The organism is Hymenobacter segetis (genome assembly GCF_038448715.1).
GTDB lineage: Bacteria > Bacteroidota > Bacteroidia > Cytophagales > Hymenobacteraceae > Hymenobacter > Hymenobacter segetis.
In genome coordinates this window covers 15,703-36,344 of the sequence record NZ_JBCEVZ010000038.1, presented here as the reverse complement: position 1 = coordinate 36,344, position 20,642 = coordinate 15,703, and the positions used below count along the sequence as shown (strand labels likewise).

The following is a 20,642-nucleotide window of genomic DNA, read 5'->3' as shown; positions in this document are numbered from 1 at the left end:
TTGGCTCGAACATCCCCTCCTCATCTGAGGAGGGGAGTTTGGGTTTCGAAATCGAATAGAGTCAGCGCCCGTAGGCGGTAATAAGCCACCCAGCCGGCGCGCAGGGCGAAAATGTAGCCGCGCCGCGCCCCGTCCTTGGCTACCGAGGCCAGGGTCAAATCCGTCAGGCTGATGCGGCCCAGCAGGTAGGTGGCGCGGGCAATGTTGTAGCGGCGCTGGGCCAGCGAGTCGGCCCGGCCCGCCAGCGCAATCTGCTCGGCCAGCGCGGGCTGCTGCCCGGCCTGCGTGAGCACGGTTTGCTCGAAGCTGCTCTCTTCCTGGGCCACGTCGTGCCGGGTCTGGGCGCGGGTGAGCTCGGCGGTTTTCACGATGGCCTGGCGACGGCCCCAGTCCACAAGCGGCAGCGAAAAGGCCAAGCGCACCTGCTGCTGATTTTGCAGGTTCAGGTAAGTGTCCATCAGGTTCGGGGCTTGGTTCACGTAGCCCAGGTTGGCCGTGAGGCTGGCCTGAAAGCCGGTGGTGCCCCGCGCCTGGGCCACGTCGCGCTCGGCCTGCAGCAGCCGGCGGCGGAGAGTCAGAGTAGTGCTGCGGAACTGCCGCGCCTCGGTCAGCGCCTGCACGGGAGCCACGGCCGGCTGCGGAGCCGGCGCGGGCACGGCCAGCGCCAGGGTGCCTTCGGCGGCTGGCTGGCCGGTGTAGGCCTGCAAAGCCACCGCCGCAATCTCCGCATCGAGCCGCGCCTGGTTCTGCGCCTGACGGGCATCCAGCAGGTTCAATTCCAGCTGCAATAAGTCGCTCTGCGAGAGCCGGCCCAGCGCAAACCGCTCGCGGCCGATGCGCAGTAGCTCGGCGGTGGCCTGGGCATTCTGGCCGGCCACCGCGGCATTCACCTGTTGCAGCAGCACGTCGAAATACAGTTCCGTCACGCGCTGAGCCACGGTTTCGCGCTCCTCCACGTAGGCCCGGCTGCTTTCCTGATAGCGCAGCGGCTCAATGGCCCGCGCCCATTTCAGGTTATTGAACTGACCCAGCGGCTGCACGATTCCTAGCGTGAAGGGCTGGTTGTTATACCGCTTCAGCCCGCCGTTGAAATCATCAAACCGCTGCACTTCCGCGCCCACAAATATTTGCGCCCCAGTTACACCAATGTTCTGGCTCAAAGTCAGAGCCAGGTTGGAATTGTTAATGCGCACGGCCCGGAAATCGGTGGTTCCGTCGGGCTGGACCACGGGCGTAATCACGCGGCTGAAATTGGGCAGCGTGCCCGTCAGGCCCAGCTGCGGCCGGTAGTTGGCTTGGTAGCCGCGCCAGGCCCAGTAGCCGGTTTCGCGGTTGGTGAGGGTTTGCTGGCCGGCGGCCGAGTGGTCGAGCGCTTGGGCAATCACCTCGGCCAGCGTGAGGGTCGGCGCGGTGGGTTGCACTACTTGGGCTGCCACCGGCTGCCGCAGCAACGCCAGCGGCGCGAGAAGCAAAAGAAGCTGAATGATTCGGAGTTTCATCGTCGCGCCACCTTAGTCGTGAAGATTCAGCTCCGGTGTATCCAGATGCTCTTTCATGTCCGACACCACGATTTCCTCGCCCGCCCGCAGGCCGCCGGTAATCTGCACGAAGTCGAAATTGCTGTCGCCGAAGCGCACCGTACGGCGCACCACGCGTCCGTCGTTGGTCAGCACAAACACCGGCTGCTCCTTGCCGCCTTGGTAAAACGGGCCGTTTTTCACGCGCAGCACGCCGTGGTGGGCGCGGGTTATCACAAACACGTCGGCGCGCAGATTGGGCCGCAGCGCCGGGTGGTGCGGGTTGTCGAGCTGGGCATAAAACGTGACCACGCCCTTCTCCACGCTCGGGCTGATGCTAGCTACCGTGCCGCGCAGGTCGAGGTCGTTGATGCGCACCTTCACCGGGTCGCCCTGGTGCAGGGCATCGGCGTAGCTGTCCGAAATCGTGGCCCGCACCCGGAAGCTGCTCAAATCGGCCACCCGAGCCAGCGCGTCGCCGGCCTGCACGGTGGTGCCGAGGTTGTCGTTCACCCAAGTCAGCACGCCCGCCTGCTGGCTGCTGATGTTGGCCTGCCGCAGCTTGGTGGCCAGCTCCGCAATGCTGCGCTGCTGCATCGACACGGTGTAGCCCAGCTCCCGCACATCGGCCGCGTTGGAACGCTGCTGCGTCTGAATCTGGCGCGTCAGGCGGTCGGCTTCCAGTTGGGCCACGGTCAGGTTTAGCTCGGCCTGTCGCACGTTTTCGGCGGTGCCACCACCAATTTTCAACAGCTGCTGCTCGTCGCGCAGGGCCGACTGCAGGCTGCGCACTTTCACCGCCTGCACTTGGGCCTGGGCGCGCAAATCGGTCAGGCTGCGCTCCAGCGTGAGTTGCAACTGCGAGTTCTTGTTCTGGTTGCGCAGTTGCTCGTCATCCAGCTTTGCCAAGCTCGAATTGGCTAATTCCTTATCGAGTTCCAGAATAGTTTCGCCGGGCTGCACCCGCGCCCCCACCGCCACCGCCACCCGCCGGATGGTGCTCTGAATGGGGCTGGTCAGGACCGCCTCGCGGCCCGGAATCACAGTGCCGGCGGCAGTAAGCGAGGCTTCTACCTCACCCCTTTCCACGGTGGTAGTCAAGATATCACCGCGGCGCAGACTGGGTTTCAGCACCGTGCGGAAGGCCAGCACCGCGCCCAGCATCAGTAGTACGCCAGCAGCTACCGCGAGCCAGCGGCGGCGCTTGCGTTGGGTTTGAATAGAATCGGCAATGGCTCTGTCCATTTTCGTGCAGAAAGAAGAGTGTTTCCTCTATCTGCCGCCAAGCCGCGTGCCAATCAGACAAACATTTGATTTTCAATCATTAAATAAACATTATCAATTCCATACATTCTTAAAAAGTGTCCATTTATGAACATCCGGCCCTAAACCGGACACCTGCTCACTACTTCCTTTTCAAAACCTGCGCAGGGAGACATCTCACTGATGCTACCCGATAAATTAGCCGAATCAGCTAATTTTTACAAATAAATCTATATATTGTATAAACAATCACCAAAAAGCCATTCCATATGATTGCCACCGCGACTCCCGTAGCCGCCGAAATCCGGCGCGCTAACGACCTTTTTGAAGCCAATTTCGAGCGGAGCGATGCCGCTGCCATCGCCAGCCTCTACACGCCCAATGGCGTGCTGCTCCCCACGGGCATGGACGCAATCCAGGGTACGGCGGGCATTCAGGCCTTTTGGGAAGGCGCTATGGGCATGGGCATCAAGCAAGTGCAGCTGCACACCGAAGAAGTGGAAGAAATGGCCGATACCGCCATCGAGCTAGGCCACTACACGCTGCTTGGCCCCAATGCCCAACCCATAGACCAGGGCAAATACCTCGTGGTCTGGAAACATCAGCAGGGCCAATGGAAGCTGCACCAAGACATTTGGAACAGCAGCCTGCCCGCTCCCACGCCCGCTTCCTAGGCCAAGACCTGGTACACCACAAACGCCGCCGCGTAAGCAAGCCCGGTCATGTACACGAGTTGCGCCAGCGGCCAGCGCCAGTTCTTGGTTTCGCGGTAAGTCACGGCCAGCGTGCTCATACATTGCATGGCAAATACGTAGAACACCAACAGTGAAAACGCCCGCGCCGGCGTGAAAAACGGCTGCCCGGCCGCGTCTTTTTCGGCGCTGAGCTTCTGTTGCAGCGTGCCCATATCGGCGTCCTGCCCCACGCTGTAGATGGTCGAAATGGTGCCCACAAACACCTCCCGCGCCGCAAACGAGGTGAGCAGCGCGATGCCAATTTTCCAGTCGTAGCCCAGCGGGCGGATGGCCGGCTCCAGCACATGGCCGAATTTCCCGGCGTAGGAAGTTTCCAGTCGCGCCGAGGCCACCTGCCGGCTGGTTTCAGCTGCGTCCCAGCCACGCGTTGTGGCTTCTCGCCGCACCTGCGCTTCAGCCGCTTGCTGCTGCTGGCCGGGGCCGTAGCTGGCCAGCACCCACAGCAGCACCGAAATGGCCACAATCACCCGGCCCGCCTGCAACACAAACGCACTCACCTTCTGATAGATGGTGAGGCCCACGTTTTTCCAGCGCGGCCACTGGTACACCGGAAATTCCATGATGAAGTAGCTCCGCTCCCGCGCCTTCAGCAGCTTCTTCAAGGCCCAGGCCGAGCCCAGCGCCGAGAACAGCCCAAGCAGATACAGCGACATCAGGGCCACGCCGCGCAGGTTGAAAATGCCCCACGCGGCCTGGTCTGGCACCACCAGCGCCACAAGCACCGTGTACACCGGAATGCGCGCCGAGCACGACATGAGCGGCGTCACGAAAATCGTAATCATTCGGTCTTTCCAGCTCTCAATCACCCGCGCCCCCATGATGGCCGGCACCGCGCAGGCCAGCCCCGAAATCAGCGGTACCACACTCTTTCCGCTCAGTCCGAACGGCCGCATCAGCTTGTCCATCAAAAAGGTAACGCGGGCCATATACCCCGTTTCCTCCAGCACCGCTAGGAAGCCAAACAGCAGCGCAATCTGCGGAATGAACACCAGCACGCCGCCCAGCCCGGCCAGCACGCCCTCCGTCAGCAGCCGCACCAGCGGCCCCGAGAAGTTGGCCTGAATGGCCGCACTCAGCCCCGAAATCCCCTGGTCAATCCAGTCCATCGGGTACTGCGCCCAGGCAAAAATGGCCTGAAACAGTAGGAACAGAATGCTCAGAAAAATCAGATAGCCGCCCACCCGGTGCGTCAGTACCTTGTCAATTCGGTTGCTTATCGGCTCACGCTTTTCCGTCCGCACCACCGTCACCGTTTCCAGCAGAATCTCGTTGATGCGCCCGTAGCGCCCGATGGTTTCGGCCGCCTGCGCGGCCGTGGCATTAAACCCCGCCTGCTGCGTAAGCTCCTGAATATGGGCCTTTTCCTCGGCCGTCAGAAAACCAATCTGCCGGTACTGCTGGGCATAGTGCAGCGCTAGGTAGTCGTTGTGCAGGTTGAAGTAATAGCGAATCTGGCGCACCAGCGGCAGCAGCTTTTCATCCGGCTCCCAGAAGCGCACCGGCGGCGCGTCCAGCCGCTGGGCCATCACAATCTTAAGGGCCGCCACGCCAATGCCCTTCCGGGCGTTCATCGGAATAATAGGCACGCCCAATTCCCGCTCCAGCGCCGGCAAATCAATGTTCACACCGTGGCGTTCGGCCACATCCATCATATTGAGCGCCAGCACCGCCGGCAGCCCCAGGTCGCCGAGCTGCGTGAACAGCAACAGGCTGCGGCGCAGGTTGTTGGCATCCACCGTCACCACCACGAAATCGGGGTAATTATCGGCCGCTTTATCATAAAGCAAATCCGTAATCACCTTCTCATCCAGGCTCTTAGGGTAGAGCGAATAGGTGCCCGGCAGGTCAATAATCTCGGCCCGCTGGGTGGGCGTGAGCTGCGCCACGCCGGTTTTGCGGTCCACCGTCACGCCGGGGAAGTTGCCTACTTTCTGATTGAGGCCGGTGAGTTGGTTAAACAGCGACGTTTTACCGCTATTCGGGTTGCCGATGAGGGCAATGCGCAGGGGCCGGGCGCCGGCCTCGGGGCCGGGCACCGGCGCTGCAATTGCTGCTGTTGTTGAATTACTTACTGTGGCCGCCATCGCGCATCTGCTATTCCTTCAGCAAAATGGTAGCTGCCTCACTGGCCCGCACCGACAGCGTATATTCCTGGTCGCCCAGCACCAGCATCAGCGGGTCGCCGAGGGGCGCGCGACCGCTCAGGCGCACCTGCACGCCGGGCACGCAGCCCATTTCCAGCAGTTTCAAGGCCATTTCGGGGTCTTCGAGGCAGCAGATGGTGCCAGTTTCGCCTATGCGCAAGTCCTTGGCAGTGCGCCGGGTAGCGGTGCTAATGACGGCCTTTTGCGGGGAACGACGAAATAATGACACGGGCGTTGAGCGGGCTAAACCTTATTTAGAAAGAATACAAACAAAGGTACGCCACTAAATGCTTTTCGGCCCATTGCCTTTTTTTTGACGGCCAACAATCCCCTTGTGTCGGCCTCACGTGCCTTCCAACCAGCGTTTTGGATTATTCGGTTGCATCTGCTAATAATTTCTGATAACTTTCGGCGTTGGATTTTGTAATTTTGTTCGGTCTATACCGCCTACTATGTCTACACGCCTACCACTTATAGCACTATTTTTAGCCTTTGCTGCAACCTCCGGTTGGGCCCAGCAAATTCAGATAAAAGGGGTAATCGTTGATAAAGACACGAAAGAGCCGCTGCCATTCACGTCTATCGGCCTGAAAAGCGAGCAAATCGGCGCTCTTAGCAACGAGCACGGCCAGTTCATTGTGCCCGCTCCCACCAAGAATGCCGACGACTCCCTCATTGTGGTGGCGCTGGGCTATGCACGGCGCGCCGTGCTGGTGAAGCGCGGCGCTGCTCTGCCCAACCTCACCATTGAAGTGCCCAAGCGGGCCGTCGAGCTCAGCAACGTGGTGGTGAAGGCCGGCAAGGTGAAGAACCTGGGCCTGGGAGCCCGCTCCAACGACCCCGGCGAGGGCATGATTCAGGGCCTGCCGGGCTCGCAGTACGCTTTTTTCGTGAAGAACGACAAGCAGAAACGGCTCGGCAATGTGCGCACCGTGTCCTTCTACATCGGCGAAAATGGCTTTCCGCGTGAGCCCTTCCGCGTACGCCTCTACAAGGCCGACGGCAACTACAACGCCCCCAACACCGACCTGCTCACCGAAAACGTGGTGGTATCGGCCCCACAAGGCGGCCAGTGGTACACCGTCGACCTCACGCCCTACAACATTATGGCCCCCGAGGAAGGCTTCTTCGTGGCCATGGAGTGGGTAGTAAGCGGCGATAAGTTCTTCGCCACCAACTTCATGGACGATTACACGCCCTACGGCCAGATTATGCGTCCCACCTTCGAGTTCAAGGAAAGCCGCACCTGGAACTACTCCATCGGCAAGGGCTGGAGCCTCATCACGGCCGCTAACAGCCAGGGCCTGCGCTACAACGCTATGATTAAGGCCGAGGTTGACATGATTAAGTAACTACAATCACCTGCCTATCAGCCATTCAGCTCGACAATACACTGCAAGCACCATGCTATATCAAAAAAGGCCCTGCTGGTAGCAGGGCCTTTTTTGATATAGCATGGTGCTTGCAGTGTATCTATCAGTGGTCGGCCTTACTAGTGGGCTGCTTCTTCGCATCCAGGCTCACCAGCCATTCCCGGATGGTTTCCTGCGCCACGGGCGAAAACAGGGGTTTCATCTCGCCGTTCATCAGCGTCCACTCGGTTTTTGGGGGCTGAAACAGGTGGTTCACGCCCGGCAGGCGCTTCACGGTGACGTTATGGTTCACGCTTTTCAGCTCTTTTTCCAGTGCGACCAAATGCAGGTCGGCGGGAGCCTCAGCATCGTCGGTACCGCTGAGCAGCAGCACGGGGCAGCGCACTTGGTCGAGGTCGGCAATGGGGTCGAAGGACAGGAAGTACCGCCGCCAGGGCGTGAGCAGCTGGGCGGCCGCCGCCTGGGCCGCCTGGGGCTCCAGCGTGGGCTGGTCCTGCCGCAATATGTTGCTCACAATGGCCTGCGACTGCGGCGGATTGGTTTGCCGGATGATGTCGTACATCGTCCGCTTGCGCTCGTAAGCCGCCTGGATTTCCAGCGGGGCCACTTTTTTGGCCCGTTGCTCGTCAACTAATTGTTGCAGCAGGGTTTGCTCGCCGGGCAGGCCATAGCCCGCCAGCGCCACCACAAAGGCCGGCGGCAAGGGCTGGCCGGCCGCCAGCAAGGCCACGTTGGCCCCTTCGCCGTGGCCTAGCACGCCGATGCGGTTGATATTGATTTCCAAGCGCGCCCGCAGGAAGTTCACGGCAGCCTGCACGTCGCTCACCAGCATGGCCGTAGTGGCGGCGCTGGTGCTGCCGCCGCTCTGGCCCACGCCCCGGTCGTCGTAGCGCAGCACAGCGATGCCACGCCGGGTAAGGTAGTCGGCCAACGAGCCCATCAGGTGGTAGTTGCCCACGGTACCGTCGCGGTCCTGGGCACCGATGTCGCTCACCATCACCACAGCCGGGAAGGGCCCCGGGCCGGCGGGCACGGTCAGCATGCCGGCAAAATTGAGGCGGGCCGAGGGGTTGTTGAACACCACTTCTTCTTCGCGATAGGGCGGGGCCAAGCGCGTGCCCTGGCCCGTAACGGAGGGCATGGGCGAATGCAGCAGCCGCACCGCCGACTTCACCCCCGCCTGCGTCCAGACCCCGTTCAGTTCGCGGCGCACCGTGTCGAGGCGGGCGGCGTAGCGGCTGCCGGCGGCCGGCATCCACAGCAGCACTGAGTCGCCGCGCACGGTCACCTCCGTCACCATGCGGCTCACCTTCTGGGCAGGCACATCAAGGGCGGCAAAATACTTGCCACCCGCCAGCGGAATCACACTGATGGTCAAATCCAGGTTGCCACCCAACACTGGGAGCTTACCCTTCCACAGGCCTCCCAAGGGCAAACGGCTCTGGGGAGCCCGCACGGTGGCCCGGCCCAAAACGGCACTCGTTATCCCCAACAACAGAAGAACGCATAGTAAACTTCTTCTCATTCTATAAAAACTTAACTGGACTTATGGCCCCGAAAGATAAGCATTAGCATACTGTATATAGTAAATTCATTTACTCAGTATTGGAACCCGAATCCTTAAAACAGCAATACAAAATAACAGATAAATATTTGCACTGTAGTGCTACTGCTGCAATATGAGGCGTTATCAACATTGCCGCAAAACGCCCTGTTATGGTTCAGCTTTATTCCTATCCGCTCTTACTCAGGGCTATATTATTAAAATCAAAAAAAGCCCCTGCGATATACCGCAGGGGCTTTTTGGTTTGCATATCGTGGGCATCAGCAACCTAAGCCGACGGCCACGCTACTGGGCTGCTTATTTGGTGCGAACCGCGATTTCTACCCGGCGGTTTTCTTGGCGGCCGGCGGCTGTGGCGTTCGTGGCGGCGGGCATGGCTTCGCCCATCGGCTCCACGCTCACGCGGGTGGCGGCAATGTTGCCGTTGGCGACCAGATAGTTCTTCACGGCCTCGGCGCGCTTCGCGCTCAAGTCCTTGTTGTAGCTTTTGTCGCCGCGCGAGTCGGCAAAACCCATCACGCGCACCTGGCTGGCGTTGTAGCGCTGGTTGATGGAGCCGGTGACTTGCTTCAGAGCTTCGGCGGCGCCGGGCTTGATGTCGGCTTTGTCGGTATCGAACAGCACTTTTTCGTCGACGCTGTACACGTTATAGGTGCTGTCGCCGCGCACCGACACGCCGGGCAGGGTGATTTCTTTGAATTTTACGTCGGCCAGCTTGGCTTTGCCCATATCCCAGGCATTGTCGACGGCGGCACCGGCGGAGTTGGCCACATCGGCCACTGTTTTCCCATCGCGGGCCATCACGGCCGTGTCCTGGCCGGCTTCGCCGAGTTGGTCTTTGGTTTCAGAATGTTTGGTTTCACAGCTAGCCAGCAGTGTAGCAACTGCCAACAGGGAAAAGAAGGATTTTTTCATGAAATGAAGTGGGTAAGTTCTGGAAAACGATTCCGGTCCCAATACGGGGAAGCATTCAGTAATGTTAATTTTTTTATTTTTCCATTTGCCGGACGTATTATTACCGGGTTCCTTCAAAAGCGTCCAGCGCAGTCCGATGGGGTTGTACAGCAATAAAATCAGACTCCCGCGGTTACGCAGAGAAAAAAAAATTACATATAGCGCGCTAATACGTGCCTTGTAGAAGAAAGGATGTTACCAGAGTGACTCAAAATTTGTAAATTTGCCAGACTACAACCCATTATAAATTATTTTTGGCGATGATGAAACGCATACCTTTTCTCGCTCTGGTCTTTCTGTTGCTGTTGCCGGCGCTGAGCTGGGCGCAGGAAAACCGCATTACGGGCCGCGTCGTGGATGCCAAAACCAAGGACCCGGTTCCGTTCGCTTCCATCGGTTTGCGCGAAGAGGGCACCGGGGCGCTCACGAACGAATACGGTTATTTCCAGTTGGCCGGTCTCGAAAAAACCAGCCAAGACTCCCTTATCGTGATGACGCTCGGCTACGAGCGCAGCGCCGTATTTATCAAGCGTGGCAGCACCGAAGACCTCATCATCGAGCTGAAAAAGCGCGTGATTGAGCTGTCGAACGTGACCGTGAAGGGCGGCAAGCTCAAAAACCTGGAGCTGGGCTCGAAGTCGAACAACCCCGGCGAGGGCATGATTCAGGGCCTGCCGGGCTCGCAGTACGCTTTCTTCGTGAAGAACGACAAGCAGAAGAAGCTCGGCAACGTACGCACCGTGTCCTTCTACATTGGTGAGAACGGTTTCCCGCGTGAGCCATTCCGTGTTCGTATCTATAAGGCCGACGGCAACTACAACGCCCCCAATACCGACCTGCTCACCGAGAACGTGGTAGTGTCGGCCGCCCGGGGCGGCGAGTGGTACACCATCGACCTGAGCACCTACAACATCCCGGCACCCGAGGAAGGCTTTTTCGTAGCCATGGAGTGGATTGTGGGCGGTGATAAGTTCTACACCACCAACTTCATGGACAACTACACGCCCTATGGCCAGATTATGCGTCCCACCTTCGAATACAAGGAAAGCCGCACCTGGAGCTACACCATCGGCAAGGGCTGGAACCTGCTGACGCTGGCCAACGGCCAGGGCCGCCGCTACAACGCCATGATTAAGGCCGAGGTTGATATGATTAAGTAGTAATGCAAGCGGGCTGAGTGATTCAGCTCGACAGCGCATTAGCCAATAAAAAAGGCCCTGCTCATCAGCAGGGCCTTTTTTATTGGCTGTATTGATTGGACAAGCCAAGCAGGCTTTACTTCTTGGACTGGGCTACAATCCATTCCCGAATGGTTTCCTCGGCTTCGGGCGAGAAGTTGGGCTGGGGCTGGCCGTTGATAACCGGCCACTTAGACGGGTCGGGCTGGAAGAGGTGATTGACGCCCACCAGCTTCTTGGCCGTGATGTTCTTGTTGTTTTTCAGGCCTTTGGTGAGGGCCGTCATGTTGGCGTCGGCGTTGATGGTGAGGTCGGAGGTGCCATTGAGCAACAGCACGGGGCAATTGACGGCCGGCAGCTTATCGACTGGGTTGAAAGCCAGGAAGTAGCGGTAGCGGGCCGAAGTCATTTCGGCGGCGCTGGCCTGGGCCGTGGCGTTGTCGATGGCGGCGTTGTTCTGCTTCAGCATATTGGCCACGATGGCCTGAGCCTGGGCATTGTCGGTGGTCTGACGGATGATTTCGAGCATGGCCTGCTGGCGCTTGGTAGCGGCTTCAATCTGAGCGCCTTCGGTGCCCAGGGTGCGCAGCGTGGTGGCCTGTTGCTGCACCACAATGTCGCGGCCGGGCAGGCCGTAGGCGGCCAGCGTGACTACAAAAGCGGGGGGCAAGGGCTGAGCGGCAGCCAGCAAGGCTACGTTGCCACCCTCGCCGTGGCCCACCAGGCCCAAGTGCGACAGGTCGATTTCGGGGCGGGTGCGCAGGAAATTTAGGCCGGCTTGGGCATCGGTCACCAGGTCTTCGGTAGTGACGGCGGGGGTGCCGCCGGACTTGCCCACGCCCCGGTCATCGAAACGGAGCACGGCCACGCCGCGGCGGGTGAGGTAGTCGGCCAACTGGCCCAGCGGGGCGAAATCGCCCACGGTGCCGTCGCGGTCGTGCGGGCCGCTGTCGCTGAGCAGTACCACGGCCGGGAACGGCCCCGGACCAGCCGGAATTGTGAGCATGCCGCTGAGGCGGGCATTCACGGCGAGGTTGCTGAACGTGGCTTCTTCCTCGCGGTAGGGCGGGGTGAGGCGCACGTTTTTGGCATTCATGGCCGGCAGGGCACTGAACGTGAGCGTCATCGGCACTTTGAAGCCGGGCGACTGCCAGGTGCCGGCCATCTGCTTGCCATCGGCCGAGACACGGCCCACGAAGCGGGTGGCGGCTTCTTCGGCGTACAGGCGCACGGTGTCGCCTTTGATTTCAGTCTTCACGTTCATGCGGCTCACTTTCTGGAGCGGTACATCGAGGGTGCAGAAGTATTCGCCGCCGGTGAGTTTCACGAAGCGGAAGATGACTTCGAGCTGGCCGCCGGGCACTTTAAGCGGGCCTTTCCAGAGGCCATCGAGGGGCGGCACATCGGTGGCGGCAGCGGCCACGGGAGCGGGCGTTTGAGCCTGAGAATCAGCATGCGCAGAAACCGCCAGGGCCAAGCAGAAAAAGGCACCGCTGACGAAGCGAAGAGGAAAGAACGTATTGGTTTTCATATTACTAAAGAGCATCACAAAGCTCTGGGCTACCCCAAAGGTATTCCGGGCGCATTACACCAGATGTAAAGTAGCAAAATAAATACCTTGCCAACATTACGCGCACGGACCTCAGCACAAAAAAATATCATATTTCGGCGTTGGACCAAGCATTTTGCCGGCTGAATTTGGCTGACTTACAGGGCAAAATCAGCAACTTATGCACGTTGGCAGAGCCCTCAAGTCACTGAATCGCAACGCTTATTCGCTCACGAATACCCGTTTCACCCGCTCGCTCACGTTGGTGAGCAGCTCGTAGGCGATGGTACCGATGCGGCCGGCCAGCTCCGGCAATGGCAGGCCTTCGCCGAAGACCAGGGCCACATCGCCGGCCCGGGCGGCCGGGATATTTGTCACGTCCACCATGCACATATCCATGCACACCGAGCCCACCAGTGGGGCTGCCTGGCCGTGGATGAGCACCGTGCCCGTGCCGTTGCCGAAGCGGCGGTCGTAGCCATCAGCGTAGCCAATGGCCAGCGTGGCGATGCGGCGCTCGGTGGCGGCGGCCGTGCCCCGGCGGCCGTAGCCCACGGTGAAGCCGGCGGGCAGGGTTTTAATCTGGGAAATGGTGGTGCGCAGCTGGCTCACGGGGCGCAGGGTGGCGGGGTCGGCGGTGTTGCTGGCATCCACGCCGTAGAGGCCGATGCCGAGGCGCACCATGTCGAACTGCGCCTCCGGGAAGCGCAGGATGCCGGCCGAGTTCAGAGCGTGCTTGAGCACAGGATGGCCCAGGGCGGCTTCCAGAGCGGTGGTCATGCGGCGGAAGGCTGCCAACTGCTCGTGGGTGAAATCGTCGTGGCCGGGGTCGTCGGCGGCGGCGAGGTGGGTCATCATGCTGGCCACGGGCAGGCGGGTGGCGTGCTGGCGCAGGCGGGCGGCCAAGGCCGGCAGGTCGGCTTCGTCGAAGCCGAGGCGGCGCATACCGGTATCGAGCTTGAGGTGGATTTTGGGGGCGGGCAGCGCGTTTTCGGTGGGAATATCGAAGGTGGCAAGGTACTCGTCCAGCATTTCGAAGGAGTAGATTTCGGGCTCCAGGCGGTAGCGGCGGAGGGCTTCGAAGGCATCGGGGGCGGCGTTCATCACCATGATGGGCAGGCTGATTCCGGCTTCGCGCAGGGCGATGCCTTCGTCGGCGTAGGCCACGGCGAGGTAGTCGGCCCGCTGAAATTCGAGCAGGCTGGCCACTTCGTAGGAGCCCGCGCCGTAGGCGAAGGCTTTCACCATCACCATGAGCTTGGTGCCGGGGTTCAGCTGGCGGCGGTAGTGCTGGAGGTTGTGGCTGAGGGCGTCGAGGTTGACTTCGAGCACCGTGCCGTGCTGCTGGGCCTGTAAGGCGGCCACGATGCGCTCGAACCCAAAGCGGCGCGCTCCTTTAATAAGGATGGTTTCGTGGGCGAAATCCGTAGGGTTGAGTTGGGCGAGGAAGGCTTCGGTGGTGGGGAAGAATTCGGTTGAGAGCTGGTTGGCTGGTTCGTTGGACTCAATGCTTAAAGCGCCAACCCTTAACTGAGAAATCTCCTCTCCAATGCCCACCAGCCGGCTCACGCCGGCCGCCGGCAGCAGGGCGGCCACGCGGGCATATAGCTCCGGGCTTCTCAGGCCCGATTCCAGCACATCGCTGAGAATGAGGGTGCGGCGACCGGGGCGGCTCTGGCGGGCCAGGGCATTGAGGGCCAGGGCCAGGCCGGCGAGGTCGTTATTATAAGTATCGTCGAGCAGGTAGGAATCGTGGCGGCCTAGCTTCATTTCCAGGCGCATGGCCACGGGGTGCAGGCGCAGCAGGCGGCGCTGAATCTCGGCAGGCTCTACCTGCCGGTGCAGCAGCACGGCCAAGCAGTGCAGCGCGTTTTCGATGGAGGGCTCGTCGGCGAAGGGCAGCGTGAAGGCGGCGCTGAGGCCGGTGGCGGGGTAGTCGGCGTGCAGACGGGTGGTGTGGGCGGGGCTGGCTTCGGTGGTGAAGCGCAGGTCGGCGGGTTGCTGGGGCAGGCGCGTCCAGCAGAAGGTCGGGATTTGCTGTGCGGCCACGGCTGTGCGCACCATTGGCTGGTCGGCGCAGTAGAATAAGCGCTGGAAACCCGGACCCTGAAACAGCTGCAGCTTCTCCCGCAGCTTCTGTTCTTCGGAGGCAAAGCCGGCGTCGTGGGCCGTGCCCAGATTGGTAAAAATGCCTTCGGTGGGTTGGATGATGTGGGCCAGCCGGGCCATCTCCCCTACTTCGGAAATGCCGGCTTCAAAAATCCCCACCGTGTGGCGCGCGGGGTTCAACTCCCACACACTTAGCGGCACGCCCACCTGCGAGTTGTAGGAGCGCGGCGAGCGACAGATATCCTCATCTGGGCTCAGGAGCTGGGCCAGCCACTCCTTCACGATAGTCTTGCCATTGGAACCGGTGATGCCGATGACCGTGCCGTGAAATTCGGCGCGGTGGGCGGCGGCCAGCGCTTGCAAGGCCGCCAGTGGGCTGGCTACGGCCAGGATGCCGGCCCCGGCATAAGCGGCCAGGCCGCCGGGCAGGGCCGCATTTTCTTCCACAATAAACTGGCGCACGCCTTGGGCGTAGAGGTCGGGCAGGTAGCGGTGACCGTTGTGGCTGGGGCCGCGCAGGGCGAAGAACACGGCCCCGGCGGGCGGGCCCACGCGGCGGCTATCGAGCAGCAGGTGGCGCACTTCGGCCGAGGCATCGGCGGGGGCTTGCAGCAGGTGGCCGGATACGCGGGCGGGCAGGTCGAGGAAGCGGGGGAAGAGCATGATGGGGCAAAGGTCCGGCAAAAAACGGTGCGGGCTTTCGGCAGTGGCTTTTCAGCTGATGGCGAACAACCCCTGGCGCAAACGCGGCATCTGTGCGGCAGAAGCCATTAGCCGCCGGTTGGCAGCAAGGCATTACCAGCTTTTGCTCAATATTTTGTAAATCGAATCCACTTTACTCCCATTTCACACCTTTTCACCTATGAGACAGTTTAATAATCTCGGCCTTAGGCTGCTGGGGCTGCCGGCCGCCGCGCTGGCACTGGGGGCGTGCAGCCACCAAGCCACGTCGGTAGTCACGGCCCCGGCCGCGCCCAGCGCCGCTCCCACTGCGATGGCCGCCCCCACGCCGGCCGGGCCCGCCTTTGAGATTCCGGTGGAGTACTACACGCTGCCGAATGGGCTGCGGGTGGTGCTCTCGCCCGACCACACCGCGCCCACGGCCACGGTGGCGGCGTACTACGCGGTGGGCTTCCGGACGGAGCCGCGCAACCGGACGGGCTTTGCCCATTTGTTTGAGCACCTGATGTTTCAGGGTTCGCAGAACCTGGGCAAGGCCGAGTTTATTCAGCTGATTCAGAAGAACGGCGGGGCATTGAACGGCTCGACGCGGTTCGATTTCACGAACTACTTTGAAGTGGTGCCGAGCAATAAACTGGAAACCATTCTGTGGGCCGAGGCCGACCGGATGCGCGGGCTGGCCATCAACCAAAGCAACCTGACCAACCAGCAGGGCGTGGTAAAAAGCGAGGTGCGCGTGAACGTACTCAACCAGCCCTACGGCGGCTTTCCGTGGCTGGATATGCCGCAGAAGGCCAACAAGAACTGGAACAACGCGCACAATTTCTACGGCGATTTGAAGGACCTCGACGCGGCCAACCTGGCTGATACCAAGGACTTTTTCAAAACCTACTACGCCCCCAACAACGCTGTGCTGGCCGTGGTGGGCGACTTTGAGCCTGCCGAAGCCAAGGCCTGGGTGCAGAAATACTACGGCAATATTCCCAGCGCCCCGCAGCCGCCCAAGCCCGACCTTACGGAGCCGCGCCAGGAACAGGAACAGCGGTTTTCGAAGGACGACAAGCTGGCCAACAAGCCGGCGCTGGCCTTCGCCTACCACATGCCCGAGCGCAACACGCCCGAGTATTATGCGCTGGTGATGCTGGACCAGATTCTGCTGCAAGGCAACGACAGCCGCCTCTACCAGGCGCTGGTGCAGAAACGCGGCTACTCCGACGGCGTGAGCGGCGGCATCAATTCGGACCTCGGCAACCAGTTCAACTACAACGGCCCGATGCTGTGGATGGGCAGCCTCGTGTACGACCCCAGCGTGCAGGCCGACTCGGTGGTGGGCGTGCTCGACCAGGAAATTAACCGCTTGGCCAAAACCGGCATCGACCAGGCCACGCTGGATTTGGCGATGGTGAAAATCCGCTCTGCTTTTTATGACCAGGTGAGCGGGTCCGACAACTTTGGGCGGGCCGATTTGCTGGCGGCGTTTGCGCTGTTTGATAACGACCCGGCGCGCATCAACCGCATCGAGAGCGAGTTCCGCAAGGTGACGCCTGAACTGATGCAGAAGACCATCAAGGAATACCTGCGGCCCGGCAACCGCACCATTCTCACCGTCAACCCGCTGGCCAAGAGCTAGCCTTCCCTCCTACTCATCGCCATGAACAAGCTGATTATCGGGCTGCTCAGTGCCGCCCTTGTTGCTACGGCTGCGCCGGGAGCGCAGGCCCAGAAAGCCCCAGCCAAATCCAAACCAACAGCCAAACCCACCACCGCGCGGGCCGCCAGCGTGGCCAAAGCCGTGGCCGCCGCCAACGCTACGGCTGCGCCCAAGCAGACGCCCCCGCCCGGCAGCGCCCCGCGCGACTTTGCCCTGCCCGCCAAGGAAGAATTCACCCTCGATAATGGCCTGAAGGCGCGGCTGGTGCCCTACGGCCAAGTCCCCAAAGTGACCATGATGGTGGCCATTCAGGCCGGCAACGTGCACGAAGCCGCCAACGAAGTGGCCGTGGCCGACCTGCTGGCCAAGCTTTTGCAAGAAGGAACCCCGAGCATGACGGCCACCCAACTGGCCGAGAAAGTGGCACGCATGGGCGGCTCGCTCAGTATTTCGGCGGGGGCCGACCAGACTACGCTCTGGGCCAGTTGCCTGAGCGAGTACGCGCCGCAGCTGGCCGCCCTCCTGGCCGAGGTGGTGATGAATCCGGCACTGCCGGCCTCGGAGCTGCCCCGCCTCAAAGCCGACCTGAAGCGCCAGATGAACCTGGCTCGCTCCTACCCCGGCACCCAGGCCCGCCAGAAATACTCGGCCGCCATCTACGGCAGCCACCCGTATGGCCGCCCGCTGCCGACCGATGCCCAGCTCGATGCGCTGACGCTGGAAATGGTGCAGAACTTCTACAAAAACCAATACGGAGCCCAGCGCATCAGCGTGTACGCGGCCGGGCGCTTTGATAGCCCTGCTCTGCGCCAGGCCATTACCAGTGCGTGGAAAGACTTCACCAAAGGCCCGGCCCCGCTCATCGAGGTAGCCAAGCCGCTGACGCGGGGCGATGTGCTGACCCAGGACCGGCCCAACGCGCCGCAGTCCACCATCGTGGTGGGCCTGCCGGTCATCGACCCCACAAACCCCGATTTCATCCGCCTGCGGGTGATGAACTCGCTGCTCGGCGGCTCGTTTGGCTCGCGCATTACGCGCAACATCCGGGAAGACAAGGGCTACACGTATTCGCCCTACAGCTACGTGGAAACCCACTACCGCACCGGCAACTGGAGCGAAAACGCCGACGTGACCACCGCCGACACCTATAACTCGCTGCGCGAAATCATGAACGAAGTGGAGCGCCTGCAAAAGACGCCGCCCACCGCCGAGGAGCTGAAAGGCATTCAGAACTACGAGGGCGGCATGTTTGTGCTGCGCAACTCCAACCCCGGCGGCATCATTGGCCAGCTCAACACCCTCGACCTCCACGGCCTGCCCGAAACCTACCTCACCGAGCAAGTCAAAAACATCAACGCCGTGACGCCCCAGCAGGTGAGCGAAACCGCTCGCAAGTACGTGCGGCCGGAAGCCATGACCATTGTGGTGGTGGGCGATAAAAAGCAGATTGACCCGCAGCTGAAGAAGTTTCAGGAGACGCGCAAGAAGCCGATGTAGCGCGGTAGCACAGCACTGAGTACAACGCGCTGACAATAAAATTCAAAAGGCCGTTTCGATTGCTCGAAACGGCCTTTTTCATGTCTCACTCCAATAATCTGCACGACCAATCAAGCCATTGCCAAGCCCTGGCGCGCACTGCGCGGCACCATTGCGGCAAGCTTGGCAGCCGAAAAATTTGTTGGCATTATATTTATTTTCAACACATTATGCCCTATTAAAAAATTCCTCGGATACTTCTGCAGACTATTTTGTTTTCAATTTAATCGGCAAGCCGACTATCTCGGTTTTTACGTAACTACCTGCAATTCGCAAGCCGTCCTAGCGTTCCTCTCCCAGCCCGGGGCTTGCAAGCCTTTCGTCCTTTCCGCTTCCTTCTTTCCGCTCCTCCAATGCCTGTTCCGGCCGCACGCCTGCTGCTGCTATTTGTGTGGCTATCCCTCGCTGGCTGGGGGCATTATGCCCGCGCCCAAAGCCCAGCTACCGATAGCCTGCGGCGCATCCTGGCTCACACCCCGGCCGACTCGGCCCGGGTGCTGCTGCTCCTAGAGCTGGGCCGCACCTACCGGGCCTCGCAGCCCGATTCGACCATGTACCTGGCTCAGGAGGCTTGGCAGCTCTCGCGCCGATTGAATTTTGACAAGGGCCGGGGCCGTGCCCAGGGCATGATTGGCATGGTGCTGCGCGAGCGCGGCGAGCTGCCCCAGGCCTACGCCAATCAGTCAATCGCCCTCCAGCTCAGCCGTCAAAGCCACGACCTGGAAGGTGAAGCCTACAACCTAAACTGCCTGGGCAATATCAGCCTCGATTTGCGCCAGTACCCTCAGGCCATCAGGTACTACCGGGCTTCGGAAGGGCTGTACCGCCGCCTGCACCGGCTGCCGTGGGTGGCGGGCACCCTCACCAACTTGGGCAGTTGCTATGAGAAGCTCAATCAACTCGATTCGGCGCTGGCCCTCCAGCAGCGGGCCGAAAGGCTCCTTGCCCAAAACCTGCGGCCCCGGCTGGCCGTGGCGCTGGCCCTGCGCAACATGGGCATGGTGCAGGCCCGTCTGGGCCACTACCCGGAGGCATTTGCCTACTACCGCCGCGCCTTGCACGAAACCCAGGCTACCAACGACTTGCGCAACCGGGCCATGGCGCACTACCACATGGCTCTGCTGTTTGAGCAGTTGCACCAGCCCGATTCGAGCCTGCTGCACGCCCGCGATGCCTTGCACCAGGCCCAGGCCGTCTCATATCGCCTCACGGTGATGGATGCCGGGGCGCTGCTGGCGCGGCTTTATAAGGCCCGCCACCGCCCGGACAGTGCCTTTTATTACCAGAGCCTGGCGGGGGTGGCGCGCGACAGCCTTTTTGGCCCCGAGAAGTTTCGGCAGCTGGAATTACTGGCTTTCACTGAGCAGCAGCAGCAGCTCCGGCAGCGGGCGGCGCAGGAGCAGCAAACCGCCAGCTACCAGCGCGCCGGCCTGCTAAGCTTGTTGGGGGTGGTGCTAACGGTAGCGCTGGTGCTGGGCTGGGCCAACCGCCGCCAGCGCCGCGCCAATCGCCTCCTGAACGAGCGCAACGCCCAGATTGAAGCCCAACGCAACGCTCTGGACGAGGCCCTGACCGAGGTGCGCGCCATCCAGACACAGCTGGTGGCAGCCGAGAAATGGGCATTTGTGGGAGAACTTTCGGCCGGTATTGCCAATGAACTGCAGAACCCGCTGGCCTTCATGCGCAAGTTTGCCGACGTGAGCGTGGGCCTGCTAAACCACGACGGCACGGCTCAGCCCGAAGGCCTGGAGCAGCAGATACTGGACGGCTTGAAGCAGAATCTGCACGAAATCAGCGCGCACGGACAGCGAGCCTCGGCCATCATCGCCGATATGCTGGCCCACGCCCGCCCCGGCCCCCGGCAGCCCGTGCCCACCGACCTCAACGCCCTGGTGGCCGAAAACCTGCGCCTGGCCTACCAGGGCGCGCCGGCCCAGGAAATCACGCCCGCCGTGGAGCTCGAAACCCATTTCGACCCGGCCGTGGGTACCGTGGCCGCCGTGCCCCAGGAATTGGGTCGGGCACTGCTCAACCTGTTTGCCAATGCCTTTTATGCGGTGCGGCAGCACCAGCACACCAGCGGCCCCGGCTTTCAGCCCCAGGTGAGCGTACAGACGCGCCGCGTGGGCGAATGGATAGAAGTAGAAATATACGACAACGGCTTCGGCATCGCGGCCAGCGTGGCGGAGCGGGTGTTTCAGCCCTTCTTCACCACCAAGCCGGCCGGCGATGGCACCGGTCTGGGCCTGTCGCTGGCGTATGATATTATTACGAAGGGCCACCAGGGCACGCTGACCGTCGAAACGCAGGAAGGAAAATTCACCCGGTTCACGGTGCGCCTGCCGGGCTAACTTTGCCGGCCCTGTTT

General features: G+C 61.3%; 15 protein-coding genes. 7 read left to right on the top strand and 8 right to left on the bottom strand.

All coding sequences use genetic code 11. The features are described 5' to 3' along the window. Positions 1-20: 20 nt before the first annotated feature. Positions 21-1,499, bottom strand: a complete 1,479-nt coding sequence (locus AAFH49_RS14840) for a TolC family protein (protein ID WP_342299354.1) — start codon at positions 1,497-1,499, stop codon at positions 21-23. Between the two features lie 12 nt (positions 1,500-1,511). Next, positions 1,512-2,762, bottom strand: coding sequence for an efflux RND transporter periplasmic adaptor subunit (locus AAFH49_RS14835; RefSeq protein ID WP_342299353.1), 1,251 nt, complete (start codon positions 2,760-2,762; stop codon positions 1,512-1,514). A gap of 287 nt (positions 2,763-3,049) precedes the next feature. Between AAFH49_RS14835 and AAFH49_RS14830 the strand changes: the two genes are divergently transcribed. Further along, positions 3,050-3,454 (top strand): YybH family protein, encoded by a 405-nt coding sequence (locus tag AAFH49_RS14830; protein ID WP_342299352.1) that lies wholly within the window; start codon positions 3,050-3,052, stop codon positions 3,452-3,454. Here AAFH49_RS14830 and feoB read toward each other — a convergent pair. Together feoB and AAFH49_RS14820 are read right to left on the bottom strand one after the other, a co-directional pair. Continuing rightward, positions 3,451-5,571 (bottom strand): ferrous iron transport protein B, encoded by a 2,121-nt coding sequence (gene feoB / locus AAFH49_RS14825; RefSeq protein WP_342299351.1) that lies wholly within the window; start codon positions 5,569-5,571, stop codon positions 3,451-3,453. The genes AAFH49_RS14830 and feoB overlap by 4 nt on opposite strands. A gap of 58 nt (positions 5,572-5,629) precedes the next feature. Next, the gene (locus AAFH49_RS14820) at positions 5,630-5,908 is read right to left on the bottom strand and encodes a FeoA family protein (RefSeq protein WP_342299349.1); all 279 of its coding nucleotides are present in this window, start codon (positions 5,906-5,908) and stop codon (positions 5,630-5,632) included. A 223-nt stretch (positions 5,909-6,131) separates the two neighbouring features. Here AAFH49_RS14820 and AAFH49_RS14815 point away from each other — a divergent pair, with 223 nt between their 5' ends. After that, a complete protein-coding gene (locus AAFH49_RS14815; RefSeq protein ID WP_342299347.1) occupies positions 6,132-7,031 on the top strand; it encodes a carboxypeptidase-like regulatory domain-containing protein in 900 nt (299 codons plus the stop codon). A gap of 124 nt (positions 7,032-7,155) precedes the next feature. Here the strand turns inward: AAFH49_RS14815 and AAFH49_RS14810 are convergent, their stop codons facing one another. Together AAFH49_RS14810 and AAFH49_RS14805 are read right to left on the bottom strand one after the other, a co-directional pair. Beyond that, positions 7,156-8,544 carry an alpha/beta hydrolase family protein gene (locus tag AAFH49_RS14810; RefSeq protein ID WP_342299346.1) on the bottom strand — a complete coding sequence of 463 codons (1,389 nt, stop codon included), beginning with the start codon at positions 8,542-8,544 and terminating at the stop codon, positions 7,156-7,158. 369 nt (positions 8,545-8,913) lie between these two features. Then, the gene (locus AAFH49_RS14805) at positions 8,914-9,531 is read right to left on the bottom strand and encodes an OmpA family protein (protein WP_342299344.1); all 618 of its coding nucleotides are present in this window, start codon (positions 9,529-9,531) and stop codon (positions 8,914-8,916) included. 302 nt (positions 9,532-9,833) lie between these two features. On the opposite strand from AAFH49_RS14805, the gene AAFH49_RS14800 reads away from it, so the two are divergent. Further along, positions 9,834-10,730, top strand: a complete 897-nt coding sequence (locus AAFH49_RS14800) for a carboxypeptidase-like regulatory domain-containing protein (protein ID WP_342299343.1) — start codon at positions 9,834-9,836, stop codon at positions 10,728-10,730. A 115-nt stretch (positions 10,731-10,845) separates the two neighbouring features. Here the strand turns inward: AAFH49_RS14800 and AAFH49_RS14795 are convergent, their stop codons facing one another. Continuing rightward, on the bottom strand, positions 10,846-12,171 hold the full coding sequence (locus tag AAFH49_RS14795) for an alpha/beta hydrolase family protein (protein ID WP_342299341.1): 1,326 nt from the start codon (positions 12,169-12,171) through the stop codon (positions 10,846-10,848). 30 nt (positions 12,172-12,201) lie between these two features. On the opposite strand from AAFH49_RS14795, the gene AAFH49_RS14790 reads away from it, so the two are divergent. Then, a complete protein-coding gene (locus AAFH49_RS14790; protein WP_342299340.1) occupies positions 12,202-12,348 on the top strand; it encodes a hypothetical protein in 147 nt (48 codons plus the stop codon). Between the two features lie 171 nt (positions 12,349-12,519). Here the strand turns inward: AAFH49_RS14790 and AAFH49_RS14785 are convergent, their stop codons facing one another. Next, entirely contained in the window at positions 12,520-15,069 is a 2,550-nt protein-coding gene (locus tag AAFH49_RS14785; protein ID WP_342299339.1) for a bifunctional UDP-N-acetylmuramoyl-tripeptide:D-alanyl-D-alanine ligase/alanine racemase, read from the bottom strand. 199 nt (positions 15,070-15,268) lie between these two features. Between AAFH49_RS14785 and AAFH49_RS14780 the strand changes: the two genes are divergently transcribed. The 3 genes from AAFH49_RS14780 to AAFH49_RS14770 all read left to right on the top strand — a co-directional run bounded on the left by AAFH49_RS14780 (position 15,269) and on the right by AAFH49_RS14770 (position 20,625). Next, positions 15,269-16,717 carry a M16 family metallopeptidase gene (locus AAFH49_RS14780; protein WP_342299337.1) on the top strand — a complete coding sequence of 483 codons (1,449 nt, stop codon included), beginning with the start codon at positions 15,269-15,271 and terminating at the stop codon, positions 16,715-16,717. 21 nt (positions 16,718-16,738) lie between these two features. Continuing rightward, positions 16,739-18,235 (top strand): M16 family metallopeptidase, encoded by a 1,497-nt coding sequence (locus AAFH49_RS14775; RefSeq protein ID WP_342299335.1) that lies wholly within the window; start codon positions 16,739-16,741, stop codon positions 18,233-18,235. Positions 18,236-18,627: 392 nt separating this feature from the next. Further along, positions 18,628-20,625, top strand: coding sequence for a tetratricopeptide repeat protein (locus AAFH49_RS14770; RefSeq protein ID WP_342299333.1), 1,998 nt, complete (start codon positions 18,628-18,630; stop codon positions 20,623-20,625). Positions 20,626-20,642 lie beyond the last annotated feature (17 nt).